A 14,252-nucleotide genomic window follows, 5' to 3' on the forward strand; every position below is an offset into this window, starting at 1 on the left:
TTTCATGAAAGAAAAAGCCCCGAAGCGTGCTCCGGGGCCACACATTCCGCCGGCAATCCGAGCGTTTATCGGTAACCGCGCGGGCAATCGTCGACATAGCGACGGCCATAGCGGTCGCGATAGTAGCACTGACCGGGCTGTTCGGCGACGGAGCCGATCAATGCACCCGATACGCCGCCGATCGCGGCGCCGACAGCCGCACCGCGGACGTTGCCTGTCGCGAGGCCACCGATCACGGCACCCGATGCAGCGCCGATGCCAGCGCCTTGTTCAGTTGCGGTGCAACTCGCGAGCGATGCGCCAAGCATCAGAAGCACGATGGCTTTCTTCATGACATTTCTCCTTATGTCTTATTATGGCCGGCCCTTCCGCGGCATCCGCCAGCAAGCTCCAGCACTATCGCGGGAACAATAGGGTGCGATGTAGAAGAGTCCATATGCCGCCTTCATTTCTTTGAGGAATTTGTCCTCGAATCGCTCGTGGAAGCGTCAAGACGGGTTCCGAGGCCGACCAAATAATTGACGTTTCCATAGAAAGTAGCAGTTGATCCTCTCCGTAAAAAAGCAAATGATGATGCCCGTATCCGGGAGAGATGCGAGGAGGAAAATGATGACGAAAGTGACGCTGACCGTGAACGGCCGCACGATGAGCGGCGAATGCGAGGATCGCACCCTGCTCGTGCACTTCATCCGCGAAAAACTTGGTTTGACCGGAACGCATGTGGGATGCGACACGACCCAGTGCGGCGCTTGTGTCATCCATATGGACGGCCATTCGGTCAAAAGCTGTTCCATCCTCGCGGTACAGGCTTCCGGTTCAACGATCACAACGATTGAGGGGCTGGCCGGCCAGGGCGAACTGCATCCGGTGCAGGCGGCCTTCAAGGAGCACCACGGACTTCAATGCGGCTTCTGCACGCCCGGAATGGTGATGACGGCGGTCGACATGATCAAGCGTGAAGGCGGTTCGCTGACAGAAGAGAAGGTCCGCGCAGGGCTGGAAGGCAATATCTGTCGCTGTACCGGTTACCACAATATCGTCAAGGCCATCCTCGCCGCCGATGCCGAAATGGCATCGGGCCGTCAAGCGGCGGAGTGAAGGCAAGCGAATAGGGAGTAGCGAATAGCGAATTGGCCGCTGGTTTGGCCCGTCGCTACTCGAACTCCCTCTATTCGCTACTTCCTATTGGCTATTCGCTCATTTCTGGAGGAGATGAAAATGGGTGTTGAAGGAATCGGTGCACGCGTAACCCGCAAGGAAGACAAGCGTTTCCTGACCGGCAAGGGGCGCTATACGGACGACATGATCGTCCCCGGCATGAAATCCGCCTACTTCATTCGCAGTCCGCACGCGCATGCCAGGATCAAGAGCTTCGATGCGAGTGCCGCGAAGTCCATGCCGGGCGTCATCGATGTGCTGGACGGCAAGCAGCTGCAGGCCGATGGCATCGGCAATCTCATCTGCGGCTGGATGATCCATTCGAAGGATGGCTCACCGATGAAAATGGGCGCATGGCGGCCGCTCGCCGCTGAAACCGTGCGCTATGTGGGCGATGCGGTTGCGATCGTCGTGGCGGATTCCATCGGTGAGGCCCGCGATGCGGCGGAAGCCGTCGTCATCGACTATGAGCTGCTTCCGGCCGTCACCGAGGCGACCGCAGCGCTGGAGGCTGGAGCGCCGCAGCTCCACCCGGAAGCATCAAACAACCTGATCTTCGACTGGCAGCTCGGCGATCCGGATGCGACCGACCGGGCGATCGCGTCGGCCGCGCATGTCACCGAGATCGAGATCGTCAACAACCGGCTTTCGCCGAACCCGATGGAGCCGCGCGCCACGCTCGGCATCTATGATGCGGCCGAAGACCACTACACCTGCTATACGACGAGCCAGAACCCGCACGTGGCTCGCCTTGTCATGAGTGCGTTCTACAATGTCGCGCCGGAAAACAAGCTGCGCGTCATCGCGCCGGATGTGGGCGGCGGTTTCGGCTCGAAGATCTACATCTATCCAGAAGAGATTGTCTGCCTGTGGGCTTCGAAAAAGACCGGAGTGCCGGTGAAATGGACTTCCGACCGCACAGAAGCCTTCCTTACCGACGCCCACGGCCGTGACCATATTTCCAAGGTGAAGATGGCCTTCGATGCGGACAACCGCATCACGGCGCTGAAGGTCGACACGATTGCCAATCTCGGCGCCTATATGTCGCTCTTCTCCTCGGCCGTGCCGACCTATCTCTATGCGACGTTGCTTTCCGGCCAATATGCGATCCCGGCGATTCATGCCAATGTCCGCACCGTCTATACCAATACCGTGCCGGTCGATGCCTATCGCGGCGCCGGGCGCCCTGAAGCCACCTACTTGCTTGAGCGCACAATCGAGACGGCGGCGCGCGAGCTCGGCGTCTCGCCGGCTGAACTGAGGCGGAAGAATTTTATCCGTTCCTTCCCCTATCAGACGCCGGTGATCATGAATTACGACACCGGCGATTACGAAGCTTCGCTCGAAGCTGCGATGCAGGCGGCCGACTGGAACGGCTTTGCTGCCCGCAAGGCACAGTCGGAAGCCAGTGGCAAGAAGCGCGGCATCGGTATGAGCTGTTATATCGAAGCTTGTGGTATTGCACCGTCGCAGGCGGTCGGTTCGCTCGGCGCAGGTGTCGGTCTTTGGGAATCGGCGGAAGTACGGGTGAATGCGGTCGGAACGATTGAGGTTCTGACCGGCTCCCATAGCCACGGCCAAGGTCACGAAACCACGTTTGCTCAGCTCGTCGCCGGCCGACTCGGCGTGCCGATCGACAGCATCAACATCGTTCATGGCGATACCGACAAGGTGCAGATGGGCATGGGCACCTATGGTTCCCGCTCCGGCGCAGTCGGCATGTCGGCGATCGTCAAGGCACTCGACAAGGTCGAGGCCAAGGCAAAGAAGATCGCGGCGCATCTGATGGAGGCGGACGAGCAGGATGTCGTGATCGAAAACGGCGAGTTGAAGATCGCCGGTACGGATAAAGCCTTGCCCTGGTTCCAGGTGGCGCTCGCCGCCTATACGGCCCATAACCTGCCGGCCGGTATGGAGCCCGGGCTTAAAGAAACGGCTTTCTACGATCCGGCCAACTTCACCTTCCCGGCCGGCTGCTATATCGCGGAGGTCGAGATCGATCCGGAAACCGGCGAGACGGACATCATCCAGTTCGTCGCCGCCGATGACTTCGGCAATATCATCAATCCGCTGATTGTAGAGGGCCAGGTGCATGGCGGTTTGGCCCAAGGCATCGGCCAGGCGCTGCTCGAGGCTGTGCACTATGATTCGAACGGTCAGCTCCTGACGGCGAGCTTCATGGATTACGCCATGCCGCGCGCCGACGACCTGCCGTCCTTCAAGCTGTCGCACCAGAACACGCCTTGCCCAAATAATCCGCTCGGTATCAAAGGATGTGGTGAGGCAGGTGCGATCGGCTCGCCGCCGGCGCTGATCAACGCCATCACCGATGCGATCGGCAATAACGGGCTTACCATGCCAGCGACCCCGATGAAGGTCTGGCAGGCGATGCACGCGGCTCATTGAGGAGGAATGGACAATGTATGCAACCAGCTATCACCGGGCTTCCTCCGTGGAAGATGCCGTCAAACTCCGCGCCGCGCATGAGGAGGGTAAATATCTCTCCGGCGGCATGACGCTGATCTCGACCATGAAGCAGCGGCTCGCCGCGCCGACCGATCTCATCGATCTCCGGCATATCGCGGCTCTGCGCGGGATTTCGATCGACGGCCGCAAGGTGACGATCGGCGCCGCCACGCCGCATGCCGATGTCGCCGGTTCCCGTGAACTTCGTTCCATTTGCCCTGCGATCTGCGAGCTCGCAAGCCATATCGGAGACCCGCATGTGCGCCATATGGGCACGATCGGGGGCTCGATTGCCAATAACGATCCGGCGGCGGATTATCCGGCTGGCTTACTTGGCCTTGCTGCGACGGTGATTACCGACCGACGTTCGATCGCGGCGGATGAGTTCTTCACGGACCTATTCGAGACCGCCCTTGAGGATGACGAGATTGTGACCGCCGTCTCCTTCGATGCGCCGGAAAAGGCAGGTTATGCGAAGTTCAACAATCCGGCCTCGCGCTTCGCGATGGCCGGCGTCTTCGTGGCAAAGACGTCCAGTGGCGTGCGTGTCGCCGTGACCGGCGCCGGCTCGAACGGTGTCTTTCGCCATTCGGGCTTCGAACAGGCGCTTGCTTCCGACTGGTCAGCCGATGCTCTGTCGAACATCGCGGTGGATTCGTCCAATCTTCTCTCGGACCTGCATGCCAATGCGGAGTATCGCGCCAACCTCGTGAAGGTCATGGCGAAACGAGCCGTCGTTGCTGCGGGTTGATAACCAGTCGCGATCCGAACCGGAAAGGAAGGAGCGCAGGCGCTGCTCTTTCCTTCCTCATTGACGTGGATCAATTATGACATTGCCGATACTGGCTAAGTCTTTTATTGGAATAATTCAAAAATACGGGCCTTTTGCCGCAGGTGGGTTTTATCACGCATCGCGGGGTTGACGAAAAGCGCGACTGAAACCAAAACCAAAGCAGGTTCTGGAGTGTGACATGGATTTCGAGGCATTTTTCAAGAGCGAACTGGACGGGCTTCACACGGAGGGTCGTTATCGGGTGTTCGCCGATCTCGAACGGCATCGTGGCAATTTCCCGCGCGCCACACGCCACACTCCCGACGGTCCGAAGGAAGTAACCGTCTGGTGTTCCAACGACTATCTCGGCATGGGCCAGAATCCCGCCGTGATCGAGGCGATGAAGGAAGCCATCGATCACTGTGGCGCGGGTGCGGGAGGCACCCGGAATATTTCTGGAACGACGCACTTCCACGTTCTCCTCGAGCGCGAGCTTGCCGATCTGCATGGCAAGGAAGCGGGCCTGATCTTCAACTCGGGCTATATGTCCAACTGGGCAACGCTTGGAACGCTCGGCCAGAAGATCCCAGGGCTGATCATTTTCTCCGATGCGCTAAACCATGCGTCGATGATCGAGGGCATCCGCTACGCCAAATGCGAACGGGTGATCTGGAAGCACAACGATCTCGATGACTTGGAGGCGAAGCTCGCGGCCGCCGATCCGAGCGCGCCGAAACTGATCGCCTTCGAATCCGTCTACTCGATGGACGGTGATATTGCCCCGATCAAGGAAATCTGCGATCTGGCCGACAAATACGGAGCGATGACCTATCTCGATGAAGTGCATGCGGTCGGCATGTATGGCCCGCGTGGCGGCGGCATTGCCGAGCGCGAAGGCCTGATGGATCGGCTGACGGTCATCGAGGGGACGCTTGGCAAGGCGTTCGGTGTGATGGGTGGCTATATCGCTGCCTCCACAGCACTTTGCGATTTCATTCGCTCTTTCGCCTCCGGCTTCATCTTTACGACGGCACTGCCGCCGACATTGGCTGCCGGTGCGCTTGCTTCGATCCGGCATCTGAAGGCAAGCCCCTTCGAGCGCGTCCGTCATCAGGATCGCGTTCGCAAGTTGCGCACCATGCTCGACCAGCGCGGCATTCCGCACATGCACAATCCCAGCCATATCGTGCCGGTCATGGTTGGCGATGCTGCAAAGTGCAAATGGATTTCGGATATCCTGCTCGATACCTGCGACATCTATGTCCAGCCGATCAACTACCCGACCGTGGCAAAGAAGACCGAACGCTTGCGCATCACTCCGACTCCGCTGCATTCGGATGCCGATATCGAGCATCTGGTCGGCTCGCTGCACCAGCTCTGGTCGCGTTGTGCGCTGGCAAGGCACGTCGCGTGACCGGTCTGAAAATCGGATAAGCCAAATGGCCGCTTATGCGGCCATTTCATTTTTCGCGATGATTTCACCGGCCCGCCTGCGGGCTTCTGCATCCGCCGCGAAAACCTCGTCCATGGTCGTGGCTGCGCCGTAATCTGCCATGCTGTCCATCACCTGTTCGGTAATGTCGGCCATATTCAGGAAGCCGATGCGGCCGGCACAGAAGGCGTGGAAGGAGGTCTCTTCTGCAGCGTTCATGGCTGCGCCCTGTATGCCGCCGCGTTCAAGCGCCGTTCGCGCAAGCCGCAGTGCCGGGAAGCGCACTTCGTCCGGGGCTTCGAAATCGAGACGTGCGAGTTTCGCGAAATCCAGCCGTTCGACATTGAGCTTTGGCCGGTTCGGATAAGTGAGCGCATAACCGATCGCGGTGCGCATGTCCGGGCAGCCGAGCTGGGCAAGCACCGAGCCGTCCGTGTACCCGACCATGGAATGGATGACCGATTGCGGATGGACGATCACCTCGATCTGGTCCGGCTTCAGATCGAAGAGGTGTTTCGCCTCGATCATCTCCAGCGCCTTGTTGAACATGGAGGCACTGCCGATCGAGATCTTCAATCCCATCGACCAGTTGGGATGGGCACGGGCGGTCTCTACCGTAACGCCCGCCATCGCCTCGCGTGTCCAGGTGCGGAAGGGGCCGCCTGATGCAGTCAGAACGATGCGTTCCACGGCATGATGCTGGTCGTCTTCCAGCGACTGAAAGATTGCGCTGTGCTCGCTGTCGACCGGAATCAACCGCCCGCCGCCTTCGGCAACCGCGTTGATAAAAAGCTCACCGGCAGAGACCAGGCACTCCTTGTTGGCAAGGGCGATGTCGGCGCCTCGTTGTGCGGCGGCCAGCGTCGGTGCGAGCCCCGCAGTGCCCACGATTGCCGCCATGACCCAGTCGGAATCCCGCGCGCCCGCTTCGATCAGTGCGTCGCGCCCGGCGGCCACTTCAATGTCGCTGCCCGCAAGCGCGTCCTTCAGGGCAGAATATTGAGCGTCATCGGCAGTGACGGCCAGTCTCGCGCCGCAGGCCTTAGCCTGTTCGGCCAGGAGGGCGATATTGGCATTGCCGGTGATCGCAACGACGTCAAAAGCCTCACGACCGCCGAGCTGATCCACGACATCGAGCGTGTTGACGCCGATCGAGCCTGTGGAGCCAAGAATGCTGATGCGGCGTTTGCCGGTACCGGCCATGATATCTTCCGTTTCATAAAGCTGCCGCAGGTCTACAAGCGAAAGTCGCAGCTCACAAGGCTTGAATTTCATCAGGCCGCGACCAAGTGCTGCTTGATCCGGGAAGTGACTTCAAGCGAAATAGGTCATGAGTGCGAGACAGGAAATAAAGACCACATGCGTGATCGCAGGAGCCGGGCCGGCGGGCCTGATGCTCGGTTATCTGCTGGCGCGGTCGGGGGTCGATGTCGTGGTGATAGAAAAGCATGGCGATTTCCTGCGGGATTTTCGCGGCGACACGATTCACCCGTCGACCATGGAAGTGATGCAGGAACTCGGCCTCATCGACGAGTTCCTGAAACTGCCGCATACGCGGGCGCCGAAATTGTCCGCTGAAATGGCGGGCCGAACGATTACCATCGCCGATTTTTCCCGCCTGCCGGTGAAGAACCGCTTCATCGCCTTCATGCCGCAATGGGATTTCCTGAGCTTCCTTGCAGCTCAAGCGCAGGGATATCCGAATTTCCGGCTGATCATGAATGCAAAGGTCACGGAACTGTTGGAAGAGGGTAATCGGATTTCAGGCCTCGTGGCAGAAACGACCGAAGGCAGTCTCACCGTCCATTCCAGGCTCGTTATAGGTGCAGACGGCCGGAACTCGGTAGTGCGGGAGAAGGCGGGGCTCATCGTCGAAAGTTTCGGCATTCCGAGCGAGGTGGTCTGGATGAAGCTTTCGAAACAGCCAGGCGATCCAAACGAAGTGATGGGGCATGCCGGTCCGCGACAGGGCTTCGTGCTGATCGATCGCGGTGACTATTGGCAATGCGGCTATGTCATCCGCAAGGGAACGCTTGCCGAAATCCGCGAGAAAGGCATCCAGGTCTTCCGCCAGATGGTGATCGATGTTTCGCCGCTGCCGGCGGACCGCATGCAGGAAATCCGGACATTCGACGATACGAGCTTGCTCACCGTCCGCATCGACAGACTGAAACAGTGGTGGCGACCGGGACTCATCTGCATCGGCGATGCGGCACATGCGATGTCGCCGATCGGCGGTGTCGGCGTTAACCTGGCAATCCAGGATGCCGTGGCGGCAGCCAACATCCTGGCGGCTCCATTAGGGGAAAACCGCCTTTCCGATGCCGATCTGGCGGCCGTGGAAAAACGCCGCGGCTTTCCGACCAAAGCGACACAGAAGTTGCAGCTGATGATGCGCAGCCGCCGCCGCGCCGATCAGGCGGACGAGCAGAGACGAAAAGGCCCGCCCGCCTTTATCCGCGGCATTGCCCGATGGCCAGTGCTTGCCCATCTGGCAGGACGCCTCATCGGCCTTGGCTTTCGGATGGAACATGTAAGGCTGCGTTGACGCGGCCTACTTCTTGACACCCATCACTTCGGCGCAGCGCGAGAAGCTGAAACCTTCGCCATCGGTGTCTTTCGTCGCGCGCAGCATGCGGATGATCTTGTCGGCGCCGGTTGTAATCTGCAGTTCGCAGAAGAGATCCTCGGTGCGGGCCGGCGAAATCATCTGTGGCGCGGCCGGTTGAGCCGAAATGCCGAAAGACGAGGTTTTGGTGGTCGTGACGGTGCTGCCATCCGCCTTTTTCTGCGTTTCCGTCGTCGTGCGCATAACCCGGTTCGCATCCTGTTTGGCGGGTTGCGGTGTCTGATACTGGGCTGGAATATAACGCGTCGTCTCGCCGCCGACCCAGGTATAGATCGTTCCGCCGTCGTTCAGCGGGAAAGACGAAACGGGCGGCCCGTAATAGGTGAAGAAGGAATCGACCGGCTGGCCGATCCACTTGGACTGGATCGCCTGGTTGGCTTCTTCCGTCGTCGTACAGCCGACCATGATCATGGCCAGCACACCGAGTGCGGCCACGCAAGAAAAACGCGAATTCATTGACTAGCCCCCGAAATATTCCGCCAGCTTCCCCTTAAAGTGGCGCATGACTTTCTATGGCCAGCAAATCGGCGAGGCAATCGGGACGTTACCTGCCCGGGAAGATGTCCACAGCCACGGAAGCGAGCCTTGACTTGGCCCGACGCAGATCACTTCCCGGCGGGGCGCAAGGACCACACTTCCGGCTGAGCCAGAGCCATCTGCCCTGTGGCGGACATGCTTGCAGGCTGGGGTCGTTGAATGGGAACCGGGGCATCAAGCGGAAGCACGAGATCATCCCCTTCTGCCTGCGTGGCACTTGCTCCGACATCGTTCACGGCCACCATGCTTGGCGAAGCGGCAAGATGCGGCGCGAAGGCGAGGATATATTCATCCGCCGGCTTTGGGGCAGGGGTCTGCAGATCACCTTCGTCGTCGCGTTTCTCGTAAAACGCATTGCCACCGGCCACGGTCACATAGTGCATGTTGTCGTAAGGGAATTTCAGCCCATCCTGATGGAAGAACATGGCTTCCTTCACTTCGGGATTTCGTTCGCCTCGAAGGATGGCGTCTGCAGCAGCATTCAGTTCAGGCGCCGTTTCTTCTTTCATCACGCGTGTCATCACGCCCGGCGCGAATTGCTTCTCTTGCGAAACAACGCCGCAAATCGTCTCCGGATAAGCACCGGAAGTCAGGCGGTTCATCACCACACTGCCGACGGCCATGAAGCCGTCTTTGCTTGACCGCTTGGATTCGAAATACATCGCCCGTTTCAAGCATTCGCGGTCAGTTGCGGTATAGGTGTACACCTGCTTCGCGCTTTCAATCGACGCGGTATTCGTCTTCACGGAATCCTTGGTGATTGACGATGTCGTCTGAGACGACGTGCAGCCAGCCAGAAGGGCGAATCCAACCAGGCAGGCTGCCCTCCGAAAAGGGGCGTAAGTGATCGCCGTCATGATGTCCCCGCGATAAAATTTCAAAAATCACCTCGGCGCGAAAAGAGGTACCTCAAGCGCCGCTTCGGATCAAACAAAATCTATAAAGGTCGCAAAGGTTAAGAAAATCATTCTGATACTGGAGAAGTTGGCAAGCGGCAGCGCCCCAGCCGAATCAAGCCGTGGAAGGATCAGTTCCCTGTCCCTGTCCGTGCGTCTTATCCGACGAAGGCGAAGGTTCGCTCTTTCAACAGCCCACGCTATTTCCTACCGAAGGCTCTTCATGTCGACCATGTCCATGTCGGTGAAGGATTGATTGTCTCCTGCCATGCTCCAGATGAAAGCATAGGCAGAGGTGCCTGCGCCGCAATGGATTGACCACGGCGGAGAAAGGACAGCCTGCTCGCTTCTGACGATCAGATGCTCCGTGGCCTCGGGGCGTCCCATCAGATGCACGACGAACGCGTTTTCCGGCAGGTCGAAATAGAGATAGGCTTCCATGCGGCGATCATGCAGATGGGCCGGCATGGTATTCCAGACGCTGCCGGTTTCGAGCCGTGTCAGTCCCATCAGGAGCTGGCAGGTCGGCAGAACCTTCGGATGGAGATACTGGTAAAGTTTGCGCTTGTTCGAGGTGGCGCCGTCCCCGAGATCGTTCTCGATCGCGTCCATTCTGCTGACGATCCGCGATGGAAAGCTCGTGTGAGCTGGCGCGCTGTTGATATAGAATTTTGCAGGTGTCGACGGGTCAACGCTTTCGAAGGCGATTTCCTGCGTTCCCTGGCTGAGATAAAGCCCGTCCATGGGTTCGAGATCACAAGTCGTGCCATCGGCCATGACGCGGCCCGGGCCACCGATATTGATAAGACCGAGCTCACGGCGCTCCAGTAGATAATCGGTCCCGACGAGCTTTGCCAGTTCTTCGCCGACGGTCAGCCGACCGTTCGTGGGCATGGCACCGGCAACGAGCATCCGATCATAATGGGTATAGACCGCCTGGAGGCTTCCTGGGACGAAAAGCGTCTCGATCAGGAAGTTTTCCCTGATCTCTGCGCCTGTCATACGTTCGGACTGGCTGTAGTGGATTGCATGGCGCGTTTGAACGGTGGCGGTCATGTCTTTTCCTTTCGCGTCGCAAAGCGTCGGTCCTGACGTCCGCGCTTTGCATTTGGCCGGGTCTTCTGCGTTTCTACCAAGAGCCTATAACTCGAGTTTGAACGCAGAAACGGGTGAACCTCTCCGGAGAAAGAGCTGCTCAAGCTCGCCGATGTCAGGACATATGAGTGAAGCGTGGAGCGATCTCGTCGCATCATCGCCGACGGGAAGTGCCATAGCGGCGGTCGCCAATACCGTCGTACCTGCGGGGATGTCGCCGCGCAATTGCGGCAGCAGCGTTTTCGCATGAATCAGGTTCGTGTTGGCAATAGGGCTCATCGCAAAACCCGCCCGCCGCACATTCGGTGAAAGGTCAATGATGGCGCTGATATCGCTTTGGCCGTGCCATATCGCCCGGCCTTCCGACTGCTCAGCCCGATCCACATTGAAATCGGCACGCTCAATGGCAAAGCCACCCTCGGCGGTTTTCAGCCCTCGCGGCGTGGTGATCCGATGGACGCGTATATGCCATGGATTCGCAGGCAGAAGCCAGGTCTCGACAACCACGTCGCTCCAGGGACACCAGCGCGAATAAAGCCGGTCACCGGCGATCAATGCCTCGTCCAAGGTCTCCCGCATGCGAAAGTGCACGTCGTCGTCGGACAATCCAAGCATGCCGTCGAAGCTGGCGGCAGCAAAATGCCGGTCATCGGCTTCGATATTGAAGGCGTAGCGCGTCGAATAGACGAATTTCGAGTATTTCTCGTTCGCCCCGCGCATCTTGTCGTGCTGCTGTCCGGACGATAGGATTACCACATTTCCAGGCGTGTGCATGGCGACCATGCCCGGCCCCTTCAGCGGAACCGGTTGTGGAAATTCTGGCGCCGGCGCTTCTTCCGCGGTCCAGAACGGATGATCGGCCGGCAGCGCCAGAGGCAGAAAGAATTTGAGCGCCCAGTAAGGCGATCCCGCCGAATTGTAGCTCTCGCTCATCAAGAGGTTCGGATAGCCGTAGCCGATCGAGAGGACACCATCACGATCGGCGATCGGTTTGTCCGACCACCAGCGGATATGCCGCATATAGTAGCCCTTGATCTCGCTCCAGGGCAGTGCCTCGACTTCGGAGAAGGCGAGTGCTCCCCAAAAGCCGCCGGCGGCAAATCGATAGGTCTGACTGCGTCCGAAGGCGAGCGCTGCTCCATCCGGGCCAAACCAGTGGCGAATATCTCTGGAAAAGGTTCGTGCGCGCTCCCGGAAGCGGGTTTTGCGGGCCTCGTCGCCTTTCGCCAGGGCGGAATAGATCAGGCCGTAGAAATGCATGGCAAAGGGAATGTAATGATCGACCCGGCGCACCGGTCCGTCGCGATACCAGCCGTCGCCGATGTCGAATGCCTCCAGTTCGTCGAGGTAGGCCGTGGTTTTCGACCGGTCGAAGTCCACCCCGACGCGCTCAAGCCCAAGGTCGACCAGCACGCGGAAAAATTTCCAGTTGTTGTCGACGAACTCGCGCTCGCGGGCGTTGACGAGATAGGCTGCGATTGTGCCCTTGTCTTTTGGGGCCAGCGGTTCCCAGATATGCTCCGGAACCATTGCGAGAGCAAAACCGATGGCAGCCAGTTCCACCAGCCGCTGATTTCGATCGGCAACGTCGCCCCAGTATTCAGGATGGGAGGGGTCGGTGCCATTTGCGAGGCCGCGTCGATACAGATCCCAGAACGGAAAAGTGCCACCGCCGGCAACCAGGGGCACAATACCCCAGAGCGGTCGTGCAAAACCCTCCAGATCGGCCGCGGCCCTATCGAAGAGAGCGCCGGTTGCGCTCAGGCGTACGCGAGCACCGCCTTCGGAAAAATAAGGCAAGATCGGCTTGAAAAGATCGATGATCGCCCTCGAAAGGTCGTCACGGGTCTTCAGGGGGTTGCCGAAAAGAGGATTGGCCTGAGCGGGATCGTAAATCACGAGCGATATCCAGGAATATGTCCAAAGAGAGTTGACCGCGAGAGGAGCAGTCCCGCGGTCAATCATGGCAGGAGTTATTTGATCGCTTTCACGCCTTCCGTCATTTCCGTCAGGCCCTCATCGATAGAGATATTGTCCGTCATGATCGCGTCATGCGTACGGTTCAGCACGACCTCGATCTTTGCCGCGTTCGGGTTCACCGCCATTTCCAGGAAGGACTTGCCAGCCTCAAGTGCCGCCCTGCTGTTCGCATCCTGCGGGAAGCCGGGAACGGACGCGATCTTTTCGCCGACATCGTCTGTGCGCTGGGCCGGAATGGTACCGGTGGACGCGATGATTGCCGCCCCCTCCGGCCCGGTGACGAACTTTATGAAATCAAGCGTCACCTCCTTGTGATCGGAATTCGCGTTGACGGCCAGGCCGGAGATCTGCGCTGCGGTGGTCCCGGCCGGCACGCCTTCCGGATGCGGATACTTCACGATGCCCCAATTCTTGCTCTTGGACTCGCCTGAATTGACCTTGGCGATCTGCGTGCCGATGAACCAGGTGCCCATCGGCAACATGCCGATCGTTCCGTTGAAGAACAGAGCCGAATAATGGGTATTGGAGGTTTTCAACGACGCATAGGACGGGACCACACCGTCCTTCTGCAGGGCAAGCGCCCGCTCGTACCAGGGTTTGAGGAAGGCATAATCGCCATCGACCAGCGTATGCTTGCCGTCCAGGATGCCGGGCAGCTGCACCGTCGAGCGCCAGGTATGGAAAAGGGCGCCATAGGTCTTGTTCGTGCCCATGCCGCCGGTGAGTTTGGTGGCGATCTGGTCAAACTGCGCCCAGGTCATGTCATTCGTCGGATAGGGCACGCCGGCTTTGTCGAAAATGTCCTTGTTGTAATAGACGACCCAGAAGTCGGACCGGAAGGGGAGGGCATAGATCTTGCCATCTACCGTCAGTTCCTCGATCAGGCCGCCGAAGGGCGCCGCATCGATCTTCTGCTCCTTCATGAAGCCGCTGAGATCGCTGATCGAACCGGCGCGCACCAGGTTGGCATAACCGGGAACGTCCTTGACCGTGACGATGTCGATATCCTTCGATCCACCGGTCAACTGCGTTGAAATCATCTGCTGGTAGTCCTGCGAGCCGAGATCGACAGGCTCGAATTTGACGTTCGGATGTTTTTTCTCGTAAGCCTCGATCAACGGCTTGTAATAGGCGACCTTGTCCCAATCCCAGAGCGCCCATTTGAGTGTAACCGCGTCGGCTGATTGGGCTAGCGCAGAACCCGCGGCCGTCGTGGCCAAGGCCAGTCCGGCCAAGGCAAGTTTCATTGTTCTCCCAAAATGATCCAAAGACATTCCGATTCTCCTT

General features: G+C 59.1%; 12 protein-coding genes. 5 read left to right on the forward strand and 7 right to left on the reverse strand.

The window, feature by feature from the left end:
* Positions 1–65: 65 nt before the first annotated feature.
* Positions 66–332, reverse strand: coding sequence for a glycine zipper domain-containing protein (locus ABK249_RS07335; RefSeq protein ID WP_037156862.1), 267 nt, complete (start codon positions 330–332; stop codon positions 66–68).
* Between the two features lie 277 nt (positions 333–609).
* Between ABK249_RS07335 and ABK249_RS07340 the strand changes: the two genes are divergently transcribed.
* The 4 genes from ABK249_RS07340 (at position 610) to hemA (ending at position 5,810) form a co-directional block, all read left to right on the forward strand.
* Complete coding sequence (locus ABK249_RS07340) at positions 610–1,098, forward strand: (2Fe-2S)-binding protein (RefSeq protein WP_227704321.1); 489 nt, start codon at positions 610–612, stop codon at positions 1,096–1,098.
* A 120-nt stretch (positions 1,099–1,218) separates the two neighbouring features.
* On the forward strand, positions 1,219–3,564 hold the full coding sequence (locus tag ABK249_RS07345) for a xanthine dehydrogenase family protein molybdopterin-binding subunit (protein WP_227704320.1): 2,346 nt from the start codon (positions 1,219–1,221) through the stop codon (positions 3,562–3,564).
* Between the two features lie 13 nt (positions 3,565–3,577).
* The gene (locus ABK249_RS07350) at positions 3,578–4,375 is read left to right on the forward strand and encodes an FAD binding domain-containing protein (protein ID WP_348862516.1); all 798 of its coding nucleotides are present in this window, start codon (positions 3,578–3,580) and stop codon (positions 4,373–4,375) included.
* Positions 4,376–4,595: 220 nt separating this feature from the next.
* Positions 4,596–5,810: a 5-aminolevulinate synthase gene (gene hemA, locus ABK249_RS07355; RefSeq protein WP_348862518.1), complete on the forward strand. Its 1,215-nt coding sequence runs from the start codon at positions 4,596–4,598 to the stop codon at positions 5,808–5,810.
* 33 nt (positions 5,811–5,843) lie between these two features.
* Here the strand turns inward: hemA and dxr are convergent, their stop codons facing one another.
* Positions 5,844–7,031, reverse strand: coding sequence for a 1-deoxy-D-xylulose-5-phosphate reductoisomerase (dxr, locus tag ABK249_RS07360; protein ID WP_265105720.1), 1,188 nt, complete (start codon positions 7,029–7,031; stop codon positions 5,844–5,846).
* 127 nt (positions 7,032–7,158) lie between these two features.
* Here dxr and ABK249_RS07365 point away from each other — a divergent pair, with 127 nt between their 5' ends.
* The gene (locus tag ABK249_RS07365) at positions 7,159–8,376 is read left to right on the forward strand and encodes an FAD-dependent oxidoreductase (protein WP_037156873.1); all 1,218 of its coding nucleotides are present in this window, start codon (positions 7,159–7,161) and stop codon (positions 8,374–8,376) included.
* A gap of 6 nt (positions 8,377–8,382) precedes the next feature.
* Here ABK249_RS07365 and ABK249_RS07370 read toward each other — a convergent pair whose 3' ends face one another.
* The 5 genes from ABK249_RS07370 to ABK249_RS07390 form a co-directional block, all read right to left on the reverse strand.
* Positions 8,383–8,913 (reverse strand): hypothetical protein, encoded by a 531-nt coding sequence (locus ABK249_RS07370; RefSeq protein WP_037156875.1) that lies wholly within the window; start codon positions 8,911–8,913, stop codon positions 8,383–8,385.
* A 149-nt stretch (positions 8,914–9,062) separates the two neighbouring features.
* Complete coding sequence (locus ABK249_RS07375) at positions 9,063–9,851, reverse strand: cell wall hydrolase (RefSeq protein WP_081952987.1); 789 nt, start codon at positions 9,849–9,851, stop codon at positions 9,063–9,065.
* A gap of 246 nt (positions 9,852–10,097) precedes the next feature.
* Positions 10,098–10,946, reverse strand: a complete 849-nt coding sequence (kduI, locus tag ABK249_RS07380) for a 5-dehydro-4-deoxy-D-glucuronate isomerase (protein ID WP_348862521.1) — start codon at positions 10,944–10,946, stop codon at positions 10,098–10,100.
* Positions 10,947–11,030: 84 nt separating this feature from the next.
* Positions 11,031–12,884 (reverse strand): DUF2264 domain-containing protein, encoded by a 1,854-nt coding sequence (locus ABK249_RS07385; protein WP_037157299.1) that lies wholly within the window; start codon positions 12,882–12,884, stop codon positions 11,031–11,033.
* A gap of 74 nt (positions 12,885–12,958) precedes the next feature.
* A complete protein-coding gene (locus tag ABK249_RS07390; protein ID WP_037156878.1) occupies positions 12,959–14,239 on the reverse strand; it encodes an ABC transporter substrate-binding protein in 1,281 nt (426 codons plus the stop codon).
* Positions 14,240–14,252 lie beyond the last annotated feature (13 nt).

It is taken from the genome of Neorhizobium phenanthreniclasticum (assembly GCF_040066075.1).
In the GTDB taxonomy this organism is placed as follows: domain Bacteria; phylum Pseudomonadota; class Alphaproteobacteria; order Rhizobiales; family Rhizobiaceae; genus Neorhizobium; species Neorhizobium petrolearium.